Annotated in this window: 15 protein-coding genes; 6 read left to right on the top strand and 9 right to left on the bottom strand. The window is 47.7% G+C overall.

The window, feature by feature from the left end; translation table 11 throughout:
• Positions 1–130: 130 nt before the first annotated feature.
• Positions 131–748: a sugar transferase gene (locus JIN85_RS08330; protein ID WP_234047311.1), complete on the bottom strand. Its 618-nt coding sequence runs from the start codon at positions 746–748 to the stop codon at positions 131–133.
• A 204-nt stretch (positions 749–952) separates the two neighbouring features.
• Here JIN85_RS08330 and JIN85_RS08325 point away from each other — a divergent pair, with 204 nt between their 5' ends.
• The 6 genes from JIN85_RS08325 to JIN85_RS08300 are packed head-to-tail and all read left to right on the top strand — an operon-like array spanning position 953 to position 7,693.
• Entirely contained in the window at positions 953–1,258 is a 306-nt protein-coding gene (locus tag JIN85_RS08325; protein ID WP_234047310.1) for an STAS domain-containing protein, read from the top strand.
• Positions 1,259–1,278: 20 nt separating this feature from the next.
• Positions 1,279–2,364 (top strand): hypothetical protein, encoded by a 1,086-nt coding sequence (locus JIN85_RS08320; protein WP_200269547.1) that lies wholly within the window; start codon positions 1,279–1,281, stop codon positions 2,362–2,364.
• Positions 2,365–2,368: 4 nt separating this feature from the next.
• Positions 2,369–3,586 carry a glycosyltransferase family 4 protein gene (locus JIN85_RS08315; RefSeq protein WP_200269545.1) on the top strand — a complete coding sequence of 406 codons (1,218 nt, stop codon included), beginning with the start codon at positions 2,369–2,371 and terminating at the stop codon, positions 3,584–3,586.
• Positions 3,583–5,046 (top strand): WecB/TagA/CpsF family glycosyltransferase, encoded by a 1,464-nt coding sequence (locus tag JIN85_RS08310; protein ID WP_200269543.1) that lies wholly within the window; start codon positions 3,583–3,585, stop codon positions 5,044–5,046. The genes JIN85_RS08315 and JIN85_RS08310 overlap by 4 nt, the downstream gene beginning before the upstream one ends.
• Complete coding sequence (locus tag JIN85_RS08305) at positions 5,025–6,200, top strand: glycosyltransferase family 4 protein (protein ID WP_200269540.1); 1,176 nt, start codon at positions 5,025–5,027, stop codon at positions 6,198–6,200. Before JIN85_RS08310 ends, JIN85_RS08305 begins: the two co-directional genes overlap by 22 nt.
• A complete protein-coding gene (locus JIN85_RS08300) occupies positions 6,197–7,693 on the top strand; it encodes a lipopolysaccharide biosynthesis protein (RefSeq protein ID WP_200269538.1) in 1,497 nt (498 codons plus the stop codon). The genes JIN85_RS08305 and JIN85_RS08300 overlap by 4 nt, the downstream gene beginning before the upstream one ends.
• Here JIN85_RS08300 and JIN85_RS08295 read toward each other — a convergent pair.
• The 8 genes from JIN85_RS08295 to JIN85_RS08260 are packed head-to-tail and all read right to left on the bottom strand — an operon-like array spanning position 7,683 to position 15,032.
• Positions 7,683–8,732 (bottom strand): SAM-dependent methyltransferase, encoded by a 1,050-nt coding sequence (locus tag JIN85_RS08295; protein ID WP_200269536.1) that lies wholly within the window; start codon positions 8,730–8,732, stop codon positions 7,683–7,685. The genes JIN85_RS08300 and JIN85_RS08295 overlap by 11 nt on opposite strands.
• The gene (locus tag JIN85_RS08290; RefSeq protein ID WP_200269534.1) at positions 8,729–9,517 is read right to left on the bottom strand and encodes a DUF1295 domain-containing protein; all 789 of its coding nucleotides are present in this window, start codon (positions 9,515–9,517) and stop codon (positions 8,729–8,731) included. Before JIN85_RS08290 ends, JIN85_RS08295 begins: the two co-directional genes overlap by 4 nt.
• A complete protein-coding gene (locus JIN85_RS08285) occupies positions 9,514–10,032 on the bottom strand; it encodes a DUF2062 domain-containing protein (protein WP_200269532.1) in 519 nt (172 codons plus the stop codon). Before JIN85_RS08285 ends, JIN85_RS08290 begins: the two co-directional genes overlap by 4 nt.
• Positions 10,029–11,342: an SAM-dependent methyltransferase gene (locus JIN85_RS08280; RefSeq protein WP_200269531.1), complete on the bottom strand. Its 1,314-nt coding sequence runs from the start codon at positions 11,340–11,342 to the stop codon at positions 10,029–10,031. The genes JIN85_RS08285 and JIN85_RS08280 overlap by 4 nt, the downstream gene beginning before the upstream one ends.
• Positions 11,339–12,145, bottom strand: a complete 807-nt coding sequence (locus JIN85_RS08275) for a DUF1365 domain-containing protein (protein WP_200269529.1) — start codon at positions 12,143–12,145, stop codon at positions 11,339–11,341. The genes JIN85_RS08280 and JIN85_RS08275 overlap by 4 nt, the downstream gene beginning before the upstream one ends.
• Positions 12,142–13,440 carry an NAD(P)/FAD-dependent oxidoreductase gene (locus JIN85_RS08270; RefSeq protein ID WP_200269527.1) on the bottom strand — a complete coding sequence of 433 codons (1,299 nt, stop codon included), beginning with the start codon at positions 13,438–13,440 and terminating at the stop codon, positions 12,142–12,144. The genes JIN85_RS08275 and JIN85_RS08270 overlap by 4 nt, the downstream gene beginning before the upstream one ends.
• Positions 13,441–14,415 (bottom strand): acyl-CoA desaturase, encoded by a 975-nt coding sequence (locus JIN85_RS08265; RefSeq protein ID WP_200269525.1) that lies wholly within the window; start codon positions 14,413–14,415, stop codon positions 13,441–13,443.
• 17 nt (positions 14,416–14,432) lie between these two features.
• The gene (locus JIN85_RS08260; protein ID WP_200269523.1) at positions 14,433–15,032 is read right to left on the bottom strand and encodes a nuclear transport factor 2 family protein; all 600 of its coding nucleotides are present in this window, start codon (positions 15,030–15,032) and stop codon (positions 14,433–14,435) included.
• Between the last annotated feature and the right edge of the window lie 240 nt (positions 15,033–15,272).

Here is a 15,272-nt window from a genome sequence, read left to right as displayed (position 1 = left end):
CCGATGGTCCAAAGCGCAAAGGGTAGAGGGGATTTTCTGATTGAATCAATGTTGGACCAATCAGGCAGCAATAACTCAAGGATGTTCGTTGGGGGGGGGCATGTGTCGATGGATGAATGAGACATGCTAGTCAATATGCGCCTTTGCCGAGGAGGACCGCTGGGATGGTTTTGAGTAAGATGAGGATGTCATAGGCGGCACTGGATGAGCGGATGTATTGCAGATCCAACCGAACCTGCCCTTCAAAGTCAATTTCAGCGCGACCACCAATTTGCCATAAACAGGTGATGCCCGGCCGGATCCTCAACCGCCGCAGGTGAGAAGCCTTGTAAGTCGCCACTTCACGCGGGAGCGGTGGGCGTGGTCCCACAAGTGACATGTCACCGCGGAGCACATTGTAAAACTGGGGAAACTCATCGACGGATAATTTTCTCAGCCACTTGCCAACTTTGGTGATTCGCGGGTCGTCCTTCATTTTGAAAGTGACGCCTGCCTGGCCATGCTGATTTTGAGCAAGCAATTGATCCTTCACCTGATCCGCATTCATGATCATCGAGCGGAACTTCCACATGCCAAATAGTTTGCCGCCTGCACCGACCCGTTTCTGACAGAAGAACACCGGGCCGCCATCCTCTATTTTGATCAATATGGCAGTGATCAGAAAAATCGGCGAGAAACAGAGCAATCCCGCGCTGGATGCACAAATATCGAGAAGGCGCTTCAGGCCACGCGCTAACCGCGTAGTCATTCGCCAAATTTTCATCTTGCGACGGGCGCGAATACTCCACTTCTCGACGTTTCCATCGTGATTTGCTTGGTTCCAGTAAGTTGCTGGGTCCGTCTCCATTTCAAATTTCGGAACTTCTTTGGATTCGTGAACTATTTGGTTGTCCAAGGGAAGCAAACAATGCAGTTCTAATACGAAAACAGTCAGGTAGAGTCTTTAATTGCCATGGTGAACGTGCACGAAAGCGAGGGTCGCGTGAAGATACGAATCAACACGACCTCATTGGACCGCTCCAATGCAGTCGAACTGCGGGAAGCGGCAGCAGGGGTGATCACTCCGGAAACGAAATCGGTTGAGATCGATTGTGATGACTTGAAGTTCATCGATAGCTCCGGCGTCGGCGCACTTCTTCATATCAATAATTTGCTGCCACCTGGCAGTGGGCCAGCCATCTTGACCAAGGTCCATGGCACGGTTTTGACCGTATTGGAATTAGTCAGAGTTCACCGGCTTTTCACCATCACGGACTGAAAGATTTATAAGTAGAATTGATGAACGGCCGTTATTTTGAAGGCGATTACCCCGAGTTAGTGGATCGGCTGGAAAGCCATTTCAGACGTGTTCGCGAGTCGTGGGATGAGCGGAAATTTGACGGCAGTCTGGTGCTCGGCGGTGGCTACGGTCGCGGCGAAGGCGGGGTCATGAAAATCGGCGAAAAGGTCGAATTTTCCAATGATCTCGACTATTTCCTCTTTAATCCGAATCCGACCAATCCCGAGTTGTTAGATTGGGCAAAGCGCATTGAGCGCGAAGAGACCGATCGATTGGGAATCGATGTCGAAATCAAGTGCCTGACAGAAGAATCCGTTGGGGATCCTCAAGGCTCGATGATGTTTTCGGATCTGATCGCCGGAAACGAAGTTGTCGCAGGCGACGCTTCGTTTTTGCAGAAGCTCCCCGCGAGATTGGACTTCAGCAAAATCGGCGCGGAAGAAGCCACTCGCTTGCTCTGGAACCGCGGTAGCGGATTGTTCTTCGCGGGATGTCGCATGAACCGGGCAGACCAGCTCGGTTATGTGATCCGAAATCATGCCAAAGCAAAGCTGGCTCTCGGTGATGCCTGGCTGTGCTTGAACGGGCAATATCATCCACAATGCCGTGAACGCGGGGCCCGATTGCAAAAGGCAGAGTTAGCAGATGCTCTCGGAAAGCTGAAGGCATGGCATCTCGAAGGAGTGGAGTTTAAATTCAATCCTGTCTGCACCGGCATCAGTTGGGAAACGCTGGAGCAGGAACGCAACGGCCTGATCAAGGCTTGGGCGGAAGTTTACCTGATGGCTGAATCGGCAAGGCTCTCCAAATCCATTCCGGATTTTGCAACCTATCTGAGTCTGCCGCGTGTATTGCCGGCTTACGGGATTTGCAAAAATCTAGCTCTAGCGGCAAGAGACCGCTTGAAGAGAGGTGCGTTTTTGCGTCCACTCGGAGATTATCCAAGGGGAGCATTGATGCGCGCCTTGCCTTGCTTGCTCGGTCAGACCGATGGCGGTGTCAGCGAGGCTGCCAGGTTTTTACCAATTTCAACAGGCTCGGATATGGAATCGACCTACGCCCGGTGGTGGGCATATTATGCGTGATGATATGAAGCGGATTCTTATTTTCCTTCCTTATGTTCCATATCCTTTGAGAAGGGGGGCGTATCAGCGCGTCTATCATTTGACTCAGGAACTGGGTTCCCATTTCAAGGTCGATCTCTTTTGCCTCTCTTCAGAAGCGGAAGATAAATACCATCAGCCAAGATTTGAGGAGTTCTGCAAACGAGTCCGATTTGAGCCATTTCAACATCCACCATGGCCGCCATTTTGGTCGGACCGCTTGTGGAATCCAATGCCAACCACCGTGCGGCATTGGTGGTCGGATGATGTGCTTGAAAGTTTCAAGGATTTCACCGCAGGGCAGGATTACGATTCGATCGTCTTCTGTGATCTGGTTCTCTGGCCTTATGTGAAGTCGGTTTTCCCGGATCATCCATGTCGTGTGATGGACCGCAGTCGGGTCGACTGGCTTTTCCAAACCGAGGTGATCGAAACCACCAAGCCGGACCCTCTTGAGAAATTCAAACTCAAGGAAAACATTTGGAAGATCTCGAAAATGGAGCGCGAGGTGCGTGAAAAGCTCGCCTTGATGGTCGTTTGTGGTCCGGATGATCAAACATTTCTCGATGGGAAACTGGGGCCGAGTAAAAACATATTCGTGTTGGCAAACGGCGCCAACGTGTCGTTTTTCAACGCGGATGAATGGCCGCAACAACCAACGCCTAATCCAAGCGCATTGTTCTGCGGAGCCTTGGATTACGCGCCAAACACAGATGGACTGGCGTGGTACTTTGAAAAAATTCATCCATTGGTGCTGAAACGTTACCCGGATTTTAAAATCATGCTGGTCGGTAAAAGCCCGACACCTGAAGTAGAAGGCTATGGCAAACTGGATGGTGTCGAGTTTGTCGGGGAGGTGCCGGATGTGAGACCATACTATCAGAAGGCATGGATGCAGGTGGTGCCACTGAGAATTGGCGGTGGGACTCGATTGAAAATCGCTGAAGGGTTATCCATGGCAAATCCCGTCGTTTCCACAACGCTTGGAGCTCAAGGTTTGGAACTCTATCATGATGAGCATTTGCTTTTGGCAGATACGCCAGAGGCATTCGCGGAAGCCATGATGAGATATGTTGATGACCGAGAGTTGCGTGTTCAACAGGGGTTGAATGGTCGTCGTAAAATTTTGGAAACCTATACCTGGCAGGCTCTCGGGAACCAGCTCGCTGATCAGTTGAATCATCTGACCCATTCGAAATCATGAAATTATCACTCGCTGAGGAACCTCCGATCGCCGTCTTGTTAGGGCTTCCTTTCCATGATGTGACTTTGGAAGGGACTCTTAAGCATTGTGAGGATGTGATGGCAGGGGCGGAGCAACGCTACATGGTAACGGCGAATGTCGATTTCACCACCCAAGCCTATCATGACGCGGATTTGCGGAAGATTGTATTCTTTGCGGACCGTGTAGTTTGCGATGGCATGCCGTTGGTTTGGTTGTCCAAGTTGTTTGGTCATCCACTGACGGAACGGGTGGCTGGCTCTGATATGGTCCCGCGACTTCTGGAAATTTGTGCGCGCCGCAGCTTTCCGGTTTATTTTTTTGGCAGTGATATCGCTACTCTAAGTGAGGCCAAAGAGATCGTTGAAAATCGATATCCTGGCTTGAAAGTGGCCGGCATCGATGCGCCGCCGATCGGCGCGGTTGTCGAATGGGACAACGATGAGATTTGCCGCAAAATGAAAGACAGCGGTGCAAAGTTATTGCTGGTTTGTCTCGGTTGTCCGAAACAGGAACGATGGATATTCGCCAATCACAGTGAAACCGGAATTCCTTTAAGTATCGGCGTTGGTGCGAGTTTGGATTTCATTACCGGCAAACAGCGGCGGGCTCCGGTGTGGATGCAAAAATCCGGCTTCGAATGGTTTTGGCGGATGTCCGGAAATCCCAAACGCCTGGCGGCTCGCTATGGAAGTGATTTCCTGTTTCTCGTCAAAGCCTCATTCGGTCAGGCCATGGCACAGCGGACCCGTAGTCAAATCAGTGAAAAGATGGCACTGGAGATGGATACGGAATCCACCAATTCAATCGATGTGATCCGACTGGTTTGGAAAGGTGGATTGGAGAAAGACAGCTTGATGACAGCGGAAATTCCAAAACCGATCGACCGGCCAGTTTTGTTAGATCCATCTCAGGTTTCATTCATCGATAGTTCCGGTTTGGGAAAAATCGCATTGTTAGTCAGAAATTGCCGGCAGGCCGGGAAGCTGTTCATTCTGTTCAAGCCATCATCCGCAGTCAAGGATGCCGTTCGCGCAGCTCGGATGGATAGCTTGTTTCCGATGGTGGAATCGGAAGCCGAGGTGATGGAACTTCTGAAAAACGAAGAGTCGACTTCCGCCACCGTTCAGGAATCCGCTGGCGATGGAGTCGTGATGCTGGCCTTTCATCATCCGCTGGACGCTTTGCATCATGATAAGATGCTCGCGGATCTGGACGCTGCGATCGAAGGGAATCCAGGGTTGAAATATCTGGTGCTTGATCTCGAATTTGTCGATTTCATCGATAGCCGCGCCGTCGGTGGGCTGATCCGGGCGCGAAAGATGGCTGCTGCAAAAGGTGCTGAATTATATCTGTGGAATCCTAGTCCAGCCGTTGCGCAGATTATCAAATTACTTCGGCTCGATAAAATCTTACCTGCATGGAAGGGTGGTGCGCTTTGAAAGTCTTGCTCTCCGCAGGAATGATCCAAGGCGGCCGATCGGGTGTCGGTAGATATGTTATTTGTCTCGCTGAGGCGATGGTGAAAGAACAACCGCAGGTTGAACTCTTCATAGCTGGGTTCGATCAGGATCGTGGGCTTTTTCCTTGGATTGATCAAAGTCATTGGGTGTCGATTCCCGAAAAAATGAGTGGTGGTGCTCAAAACCTTTTATGGCATCAGCTTAGCCTCGGAAATATAGCGAAGCATCTTGGGGCCGATCTACTTCATATACCGAGTTATCGGCGGATGTTGATTCAATCACCGGTTCCCCAAGTGGCTACCATTCACGATTGTGCGCCCTTCGTATTGCGCGATAAATACGATTTTGCCCGCGGTTTTTTCGGCAGAGTCCTGGTGCCTTGGATTGCTCGACGAGTGCCTGAAATTATAGCGGTTAGTGAAACCACTGGAAGTGACATTGTGCACTTCATGAAAGTGGCAAAGGAACAGGTCACTGTCATCCCGAATGGGATGGATCACACCATGTTTCGGATTCTCAATGAGGATGCGATACAGGCCTTCAAAAAACGGAAAGGTTTGGAGCAACCATTTTTCCTGTACGTGGCTAGATTGGAACATCCGGCAAAGAACCACTTGAGACTGATTAATGCTTTCGAGAAATTGATCGAGAATGATGGTTTTTCAGGACAGCTGGTTTTGCCCGGAGCGCCTTGGCACGGATCGGAAGTGATTGAAGAGGCGGTGCGGTCCAGTCCACATCGCGAGCGAATCCGATTGGAAGGTTTCGTTGATAATGATGATCTCCCCTTGTGGTATGCTGCCGCAGAGGCGTTGGTTTTTCCTTCCTTGATGGAGGGCTTCGGGCTTCCTCTGTTAGAGGCTCAGGCATGTGGAACCCGGATTGCCTGCGCGAATTCTACCAGTTTGCCTGAAGTTGCTGGGCCTGCAGGCTTGTTGTTCGATGGCCTGGACGAAGAGTCGATTTACGAGTCGATGAAGACATTGGCCGAGATGTCTCCCGAAGAGCGGCTTCAAAAGGAAAAAGCGGGTGTCGAATGGGCAGCAAAGTTCACTTGGTCAGCGCATGCTGAAAAAGCAGTTGAGGTTTACGAGAAATTACTCCAGCGAGAGCAGGAAAAATTGAAATCATGAGTGTGGAATGGAAACGGAGGTTTTGGAGCACGACGATCAGTGGATACATTGGCGTGGTGCTGAGGTTGCTGCTCGGATTGATTTTGTTCCGGCAAATGTTCAGCGAATTGACCAGCGCTGAATTCGGTTTCTGGGCACTCCTGTGGTCATTGTTTGGATACGGCATCTTGTTGGACTTCGGATTCGGTTTTACCGCACAGAAAGCTGTCGCTGAAAAAACAGCGGTCGGCGATACTCCGGGTTTAAGCAGATTGTTATCAACGATCTTTTGGACTTATGTGTTCATGAGTCTGGTATTGTTGACCATTTTCTTATGCATTCGATCTCCATTTTTGAAGGGGATGAGCGTCCACCCGGAAGACATGTCTGAGTTTGGCCAAGCGTATCTGGTCTTTTTCATCGGTTTGTCGATCATGTTTCCCTTGGGGCTTTTCCCGGAGATTTTGCGGGGCTTGCAGAGATCGGATTTAGCAAACTGGATTGGAATCGGATCAACCTTGCTCAACTTTTCGTTCATTTTGTGGGGACTTAAAGCGGACTGGCCATTTCCCGTTTTGATGGGAGCTAGCGTCATCACCAGCGCGATGCAAAATCTTGCGGCAGCCATTATATCTGTCAGGAAACTGCCTGGACTATCACTGTCTCCGAGATTGTTCGATTGGCGATCTGTGCGAGTGCAAATGGGGTTCTCACTGGTTGCTTATTTGATTACATTCAGCAATCTGGTGATGGCAAAAAGTGACCAGTTGGTCATTTCATTGACGATTGGTGTTTCCGCGGTGGTGATCTATCAAGCTGGATTCAAGATGGGTGAGATGCTCAATACCTTCAGCGTTCAGCTCCAAGGGATGCTTTCCCCCGCAGCCGCTTCCTTGCGGGCAAGTGGAGATGACGAAGGACTCAAGCAGTTGCTGATGCAAAGCTCACGCATCACATTTTTGCTGGTGACGCCACTTTACGTTCTTTCAGCCGTTTATCTGGAACCGCTGATCTCAATTCTGACGGGCATGAAAAGCGTGCCGCATAGCACCTGGTGGATTGGACAGGTTCTGCTGCTTGCGGTTTATAGCTCTCAATTGACCAATAGCTGCTCCAAGCGGGTGATGATGATGTGCGGCAAGGAGAAGAAATTGCTCGCGATGTCGATCGGGGATGCCTTGGCGAACGTGGTACTGAGCATTATCCTAGCCTATCAGTTTGGAGTGTTGGGCGTATCGATCGGAACGCTGGTGCCAACGATGTTAGTCGGCTGGTTTTGGATCGTTCCTCTTACCCTGAAAACACTTGATGTGAAATTTTTCGATTTCATTAAATTTCATTTCCAGGGGACCACACTGCCGCTGTTGGCATTTGGAGTGGTAATCGCCGCTTTGGTGATCTGGATACCAGCCGCAAGGGATAGCGACTTCATCGCTCTAGGCTGGAGAGGCATCATTTGCATGGTCCCCCTGATGATATTGGGCTTTCCAACAATCCGCAGTATCACCCGATGACAGCTGACTTCTGAAATAGGTAATGTGAGACGATCCATTCATCTCCATCGTGGAATCCCCATAATTCCGCACACGACATGAAAAAAACACGCCAGTAGACCCACCAACGAGTCGCATTTTGCGGACCGTATGTTTCGCTGATTATTGGGAATAGTTCTGCTCTGGCTGCATCCATGCGTTGGAGCCAAGCCTCTGCTGTTTTTTGATAATGCGTGCCACTGACATGCCAGTGCTTTTGAATTCTCAAGTCGTCCTGAAAATAAAGTAACAAATCATCCGATGGCATTTGTCCACCGGTAAAGAAGTATCGGGCCATCCAATCATCATCACTATTTGCTACGAAATGATACGCAAAATCACGATGAGTAAAAATATGGACAAATAAAGTGCCTCCTGGTTTCAGCCAGCTGTTGATACGCTTGAGGAGCGCTTGATAATTTTTCATGTGCTCAAACATTTCAACTGATACCACACGATCAAAAATCGAATCGCCTTCGCCTTGATAGTCGACCATGTTGACGGTTTGAACCGTGACGTTGGTCAATTTCAGCGAAGTGAGGATTGCCTCGATATGAAGACGTTGGCTGTTGGAATTTGATATCGCGGTAATATGTGACTTTGGAAAATGCTGAGCCATCCAGATGGTTAGCGAACCCCATCCGCAGCCAAGCTCTAGGATGCGGTCGCCATCTTGAATTCCTGCCCGGGCGACGGTGAGCTCCAGCATCCTTGCTTCAGCAATATTAATGTCAGATACACCGCTTTCCCAATAACCGGAACTGTATTTCATGTGCTTTCCGAGTATTTGCTGGAAGAAGCGGGTCGGCAGTTCATAGTGTTGTTCATTCGCCTCATCAGTTGCTATCGCAATCGGGCTATTTTTCAGGCCTTCAATGTGTTCCATTAACTGCAATTGCCTATCTTCAGCTCCGAGTTTTGCAAATGGAGCAATTAGATTGGCCAAGCGGTGGCGAATTCCGAAGCGAATAACGGAATCGGGAAGTAAATCTTTAGCGAGTAGGTCGTCGATGGGAATCATGGCTTCTTAGGCGGGAGTGGAATGAATGCACTTGTAGTTTCTTGATAACGTCTGAAAGCATTGCCTTTCCGTGCAAGAGAGCTTTTCTCCGCAGGCGGAATACCTGTAACTTTTAGTAATAAAAAAGTCATAATCAAGGGTGCGTAAACAGTGGACCATCCCCAAGTGGAGCCGCAGGCGAAAAGATAGAATCCAAACCAAATGACTGATTCAAAAAAATAATTCGGATGTCTGGAATACTTCCAAAGCCCAACACGGCATATCGACTTTGGATCTTGATGACTGTTCTTAAACGCAGCCATTTGAGAATCAGCTGTGGACTCACCAATGATTCCAATGACTGCAACGATTAACCCTGAAGTTTCGAACGTACTCCAGTTTTGATTGGCATCGAATGCGACAAAATAAAAAGGCAAAGCTAGTAGGATTGTGGAAATTGCTTGCAGTTGATAAAAGCCAAAGAAAATCGCAGCGGAATTGGGTTGCCAAGATTGTCTCAATTCCACATAGCGTGAATCTTCAATTGGATGGTTGCGATAAATTCGTGCCGCGAGGAGTCGTGTTAACCGAATACTCCAGAATGCGAGTATGGCGATAGCGACGGCGCGAATGGAGAATGTGTTGGTGCCGAATGAAAGCCATGTGACACCGATAGAACCGATCGACGCTGCCCACACAGCGTCAACAATGGAGTAGTTGTTGATGAGTTTACCAAATAGCCATGCTAGCCCGAAAATGATGACCATTGCGGCAATTGTAAGGATTAGCCATTGAATCTCGGTCATGAGTGCGTTGCCATCCGGTTGCGAACCATGCGGTCCATTCGTGTGATGATGGGGGTTACCAGGATTTTGATCAAAATGGTCGCGAATGGAGCAATTAGCAACCATGCACTGACACCATGCCAAGCGGTCATTCCAAAATCCTTGGCAAACTGAACCGGGGATTCTTTAAATTTAGCCATTAGCTGAGGAACCGAAAATGGAATCAATGGAGCTCCATAAAGTCTTTCACCCATTCGGATGAAAACTAAAATAAGGGAAAGGTGAAGAGGATAGACGATCGCTTTGAATGCATGCAGGATTGCTTGGTTCAATTTAAAAATCCAACCCACAAGTAAGCACATCACAGTGGTGCTACCCATAATTGGAAAGATCCCAAACACTACTCCAAGTGCGACTGTCCAGGACAGGTGTTGAGGCGAAACACCTTGTGTCAGTTGTTGAATGATGGGATCAAGCAGCCATCTTCGCCACCATGATCGGAACTCCGGGGTTCTTTTTCTAACTTCCAACGTCATGATACCCGACTCTTTTCCGGTTCCACCGCCAGTAGGGGATTATTTGGTCGGGTGTATACCGCTTGGACGACAGATATGTTACGAGTTAAAAATCCGGCTTCGCAGTATTTGAGATAGTAATTCCATGTTCTGATAAAAGAATCGTCGAAACCCAGATTGCGAACAGCAGGTAGTTTTTCATTGAATCTTTCATGCCATAATGAAAGAGTTTTCGCATAATCAGCTCCAAGATCTTCAAGATGAAATGAGAATAAATCACTCGTTTTTGCTAGCACTTGGTTGATTCGGCCGACACTCAACAACAGCGAACCCGGGAAAATCTTTTTCTGAATCCAATCAACGCCTTCCTTGAGGCTTTGGTAGCGGCAATCTGGAACAGTGATCATTTGTATTCCCAGCAATCCGGACGATGTCAAAACTTCATTACATTTGGAGAAAAATGACTCGTGATACTTATCGCCAACTGCTTCCAGCATTTCGATTGATACAATTTTATCATAGGTTCCGGTAATGTGGCGGTAATCTTGAATTCGAATTTCGATTTGTTCAGAGAATCCAGCTTCTTCAATCCGCGCTCGTGCCATTTTCGCCTGGGCCTCTGAGATGGTGACACCGGTGATTCTGCAACCGTAGTTTTTCGCTGCATGGAGACTGAACCCGCCCCAACCACAGCCAATCTCAAGAACGTGATCAGTTGGCTGGAGTTTGAGTTTACGACAAAGTGCATCGTATTTCTCAGCTTGAGCGGATTCAAGGTCCTGATCAGGTTGCGTAAACCTAGCGCATGAGTAGGTCATGCTAGGGTCAAGCCAGAGAGAATAGAATTCATTTCCAAGGTCATAATGCTCTGAAATGTTGCGTCTACTGGTTTCGATCGAGTTTTCTCGTTTCAAGTGTGTCAACCAGCTAAGAATTTTCAAAATATTGACACCGGGTAGCTTGCTCGATGAAGTATCCGAGCCTTGGAGAGCCTGCATATTGAGAATAAACCATGATATTACCGCCTGAATATCGTTCGTCTCCCACAAACCATCTGTATAAGCCTCACCTAAACCGATATTTCCATAAAAGAGGCAGCGTTTGAAAAATTCCGATTCACGTTGGATCGAAATTCGAGCGGTGATCGGTGCTCCAGGCTTGCCGAAGTGCCTAACTCTTGAGTCTGAGTATTCTAGTCTTAACCCGCCGAATGGCATCTTTTCGAGAAGCCGAATTACCATTTTTTCGGCAAAACTGGAGAATTTCAGGTTGGCAGGGTTGTCGCAAACAGGCTCACCCACGACTTCTGGAGGGAAGGTATCAGTTTTCATGAATCGCTATGATTGATGCTTTTATGTGGGCGAAGGACATCCTGTTGCAGATCAGGCATTGAGCTTTTCCTGTAATAGGGCAATCCTTTGATCCAAAGCAAAAAGGCTTGCCAATGGATAAGTCCGATAATTTTGAATGAGAGTAACGGGAATTTTATTGCGTAGTAAATTAGTCTGAAATTTGACAAATCTCGTTCATTTCCAGATATGCTACTATGGAGAGTTTGTTGATCATTTTCATAGGTGTTTATTTCAACTTTCCAGTGATCCTTCAGTGGCCCGATTTTGAAGTCAAACATGCTGCCTGGATTGGAAAAAGGTGAGACATAAAAATTTTTTGGTAGCTTGCTGCACCAAACACCTTCTGAGTTTACTCTGTCGATGAGATAGAGTTTCATTTCTCGAAACGTATTTACAACCTCTGCGACCACGCCAATAGGTTCGCCTGTCTCTCTTGATAGATAGTAAAAGGATACGGGATTGAAGCTGTATCCAAAAACTCTCGGAAAAGTCACCAAGCGAATCTTCATGTTTTCTGGAGTTTTGAAGTCGATTGATTTCAGCCATTCCAGCAAGTTTGAGCGTATGCCTCCAGGTTTGCCTAAGTTGATGTGGTCATTGTCATGAATGGTAAACAGATTCCACCGATTGTGTGAAAATAGCTTGAGTCGATCAGAAAGGTGAGAAAGATCATCAAGATCAATTGAAAACATGAATACCCGATAGGTGAATGTGTGGATTTTCGGTCTTTTGCGAAGATGAATGACAGTGCATTGGTACAGTCGGGATAAACACTCATTCATGGCCAAGGATCCCTTTCTAATAAGGCCTTGCAGAGATTGAAAGCTGATTGGATACCGTCTTCGTGGAATCCATTTCGCTGCCAAGCACCGCAAAAGTATCGGTTCGTATTCTGTCCAGCTTGATGCAGTTCCTCAACCCGTGATTGCATCTCGATGGCCTTCAAATCAAAAACAGGATGTTCATATTGAATTCTTTTGATGATATTACGCTCCTCGGGTGAATGTGGAGGATTGATGGATACAAAATAGTTTTTTTGATTGGAGACACCTTGGAGATTATTCATCCAATAATGTGTCGAGTAGGTTGAGGCATGGTCCTTGGACACGCCTACTCTATAATTCCATGATGCCCAGCACGTTTTTGCTCTAGGCATGAATGAAGTATCGGTGTGAACTAACGCTTCATTCGTTTGATATTTGAATGGTGTCAAAAAATCCGATTCTAGAGGTGTAGGATGATCTAACATGGCCAGAGATTGATCGGCGTGACTTGCCAGAATCACGGTATCGAAGATTTCGTGCGATTGATCTGCGAAATCGATGCGAATTTTTTTAGAATTCTCGCTACGAATTTTTTTTACTGTTTTTCCAGGCCTTGTGTGAATTCCTTGCTGGCCCGCCATTTTTGAAACGTATTCTTTCGAGCCGCCTACGACGGTTCTCCAAGGATGCTGGGTATTCAGACCTAAAAAGCCATGATTGTGCCAGAAGCGCATCAAGGTCCTGGCTGGAAAATTGTCAATTTCATGTGGTGGCGATGACCAAACCGCCGATGCCATGGGGGATAGATACCATTCGTAAAAATCGCGGCCATACTTTCGCTTTGTCACATACTCTTGAAGCGACAGATTGCTATATTGAGGGGTGTCCAGTTCTTGAATGGTTTCACGATTGAATCGATTGATTTGACTCAGCATGCCCCAAAATCTTGGGCGGAATAGATTCTTGCGTTGAGCGAACAATAGATTGAGACTGCCACCATTGAATTCAACGTCATTTGGAATGTGTTGAACACTAAAGGACATCGAGGTGGGTTTGGTTTCCACATCAAGTTCACGGAACAAACGGGTTAAAAGGGGATAGGTGACTTCGTTGTATACCATGAAACCGGTATCCAGATGGACCGGTCGATCGTTCTCCTCTACCGTGAGAGTGTTGGCGTGTCCACCAAGGCGATTATCTTTTTCGAAGACGGTAACTTGGTGATGATTTCGCAAGAACCACGCACATGCGAGTCCAGAGATGCCACTTCCAATGATGGCGATTCGTTTTGAGCCTGGATCAGGATTCAGCATCTACCGTCTTTCGTTGATGATTCGTTTCGGGACGGGTTTGAGATCCCAGATGATGCCGCACCACGAAAGCATCATCAGACCCATGTAAGTTGGATCGAATTCCCACCATTTGAACCCCTGACGAGTAGAGTGCGGATAGCGATGATGATTGTTATGCCAACCTTCTCCAAGTGTGATGATCGCAAGTAGTAGACTATTCCTGCTGTCATCATCGGTGTGGTATCGTCGTTTGCCCCAAACATGGGCTAGGGAATTAATGAACAGCGTCCCGTGTAGTAATACCGTTGTGCTGATAAAGAATGTCCAGACAAAGAATTGCCATATGGTGATCCCTGTGTCTGGAAATAAATATTCAAGAAACCATCCCATGGCCAACATGATCAAACCGTAAATGAATGGCACAGTTTGATCGTATCGATTAAGAAATACAAGCTCGCGGTATTTCGTTAGGTCCGGGATACTCTTGTAAGCGGTGGGGAAATTTTTCATTGAGGTGAGCCAGCCTATGTGGGACCAGAAAAATCCACTGATCACAGGTGAATGCACGTCCTCCTCATGGTCAGCATGTTTGTGATGATGCCGGTGCGTCGCCGCCCACCATAAGGGACCTCTTTGCATCGAGCTATTTCCCAAAGCTGCGAACAATAATTGCATGAAGCGTGAAGTTCTGAATGTCCGATGAGAAAAATAGCGATGATAAAACGCGGTAATTGCAAACATTCGAATCAGATACAATAGGACGGCTGCAAAGAATGAAATCCAGCTGAACCCTACCCAAATCACAGCCAAGCATCCGAGGTGAAGGAATATGAAGGGCAATGTTCTCTGCCAATCGACACGTTCCGGCAAAGTAGCTGGATCGGGACTATCTTCACGACGAAAATCAGAATCCAGCCATTGCCTGAAAGTGGTTACGGAAACTCGGTAGATCCTGTGAAATCGTGTGCCCCTATTGCCGTTTTTGATCGTATCCATGTTATTGGGCAAATAGTTCATTCGATGCGCTTGCGAATGATGCCAATGATTCCTTTCGCAACGGGCAGGTGACCAAAAAAGTTTTTACCTGAATCCCAAAAATCCTGATGGAACGCAACTTTTCCATCAGGTTGAAACCTGACTTGAGTAATTCCGACCGAATGAATCGATTTTCCGTTATCCATGGCTGGAGCAGCAAAGACCATGGTCCATCGGAAGTAGTAATCATGGTTCGACTTAATCACATCGTCAACAGTCACCTGATATTGACTCATGGCTTTGCTCGTTTCCAGGAAATACTCCTGAATGGCATCCGAGCCTTTTCGGGTGACAAGTGTGTCATTCAAATAGGCTTCCGCACCGTAAACTTTCGAAGTATTATCGAGAATGAACTCTTGATCGCCGAGGCTCGCAAGAAACTTGCTGAATCGATCAATGACCTCTTGAGAAGCTGTTGCACCGGGATTTTTCTCCAATTCCTCCTTATACGTGAGAACATCAGATTGTGAGCGGTTGGAATTCGCACAGGATGTAAGGATTACGGCGAGCGCGCCTGTCGTAACAGCCACGCCACCAATAAAAGCGGTGGCTGGATGTTTGAGAATCGATAGCAGCATCCCGAGCTAATCGCCTCGAAACTCGGGTGGTGCAAGTTGATTTAAGGAATGGACCTATAGGAAATCAACGAATGTCTTTTGAGGTTCTTGTGGGAGCAAACTCGTTGACGAGGCCATCAATTCCAAACCTTCCTAGCGATCGGGGCAAAAATGTCACTCTGCTGGTATTTGTTGCCGATACGAGACCGTGAATGTTGAGCGCGTCTGAATCTGCTATGAGAATTATCACTTCATCGAAGA

Origin of the sequence: Luteolibacter pohnpeiensis, from assembly GCF_016595435.1 — a bacterium.
In the GTDB taxonomy this organism is placed as follows: Bacteria; Verrucomicrobiota; Verrucomicrobiia; order Verrucomicrobiales; family Akkermansiaceae; genus Luteolibacter; species Luteolibacter pohnpeiensis.
The sequence above is the reverse complement of the archived record's forward strand: the minus strand, read 5'-3'. Positions and strand labels throughout refer to the sequence as shown.

What these genes read in the sequence shown, in the direction of transcription:
- JIN85_RS08275 (WP_200269529.1), bottom strand. Translation starts at nt 12,145, where the DNA reads ATGAATGAGTGTTTATCCCGACTGTACCAATGCACTGTCATTCATCTT.
- JIN85_RS08315 (WP_200269545.1), top strand. Translation starts at nt 2,369, where the DNA reads ATGAAGCGGATTCTTATTTTCCTTCCTTATGTTCCATATCCTTTGAGA.
- JIN85_RS08280 (WP_200269531.1), bottom strand. Translation starts at nt 11,342, where the DNA reads ATGAAAACTGATACCTTCCCTCCAGAAGTCGTGGGTGAGCCTGTTTGC.
- JIN85_RS08300 (WP_200269538.1), top strand. Translation starts at nt 6,197, where the DNA reads ATGAGTGTGGAATGGAAACGGAGGTTTTGGAGCACGACGATCAGTGGA.
- JIN85_RS08305 (WP_200269540.1), top strand. Translation starts at nt 5,025, where the DNA reads ATGGAAGGGTGGTGCGCTTTGAAAGTCTTGCTCTCCGCAGGAATGATC.
- JIN85_RS08320 (WP_200269547.1), top strand. Translation starts at nt 1,279, where the DNA reads ATGAACGGCCGTTATTTTGAAGGCGATTACCCCGAGTTAGTGGATCGG.
- JIN85_RS08270 (WP_200269527.1), bottom strand. Translation starts at nt 13,440, where the DNA reads ATGCTGAATCCTGATCCAGGCTCAAAACGAATCGCCATCATTGGAAGT.
- JIN85_RS08285 (WP_200269532.1), bottom strand. Translation starts at nt 10,032, where the DNA reads ATGACGTTGGAAGTTAGAAAAAGAACCCCGGAGTTCCGATCATGGTGG.
- JIN85_RS08325 (WP_234047310.1), top strand. Translation starts at nt 953, where the DNA reads ATGGTGAACGTGCACGAAAGCGAGGGTCGCGTGAAGATACGAATCAAC.
- JIN85_RS08295 (WP_200269536.1), bottom strand. Translation starts at nt 8,732, where the DNA reads ATGATTCCCATCGACGACCTACTCGCTAAAGATTTACTTCCCGATTCC.
- JIN85_RS08310 (WP_200269543.1), top strand. Translation starts at nt 3,583, where the DNA reads ATGAAATTATCACTCGCTGAGGAACCTCCGATCGCCGTCTTGTTAGGG.
- JIN85_RS08330 (WP_234047311.1), bottom strand. Translation starts at nt 748, where the DNA reads ATGACTACGCGGTTAGCGCGTGGCCTGAAGCGCCTTCTCGATATTTGT.
- JIN85_RS08265 (WP_200269525.1), bottom strand. Translation starts at nt 14,415, where the DNA reads ATGGATACGATCAAAAACGGCAATAGGGGCACACGATTTCACAGGATC.
- JIN85_RS08260 (WP_200269523.1), bottom strand. Translation starts at nt 15,032, where the DNA reads ATGCTGCTATCGATTCTCAAACATCCAGCCACCGCTTTTATTGGTGGC.
- JIN85_RS08290 (WP_200269534.1), bottom strand. Translation starts at nt 9,517, where the DNA reads ATGACCGAGATTCAATGGCTAATCCTTACAATTGCCGCAATGGTCATC.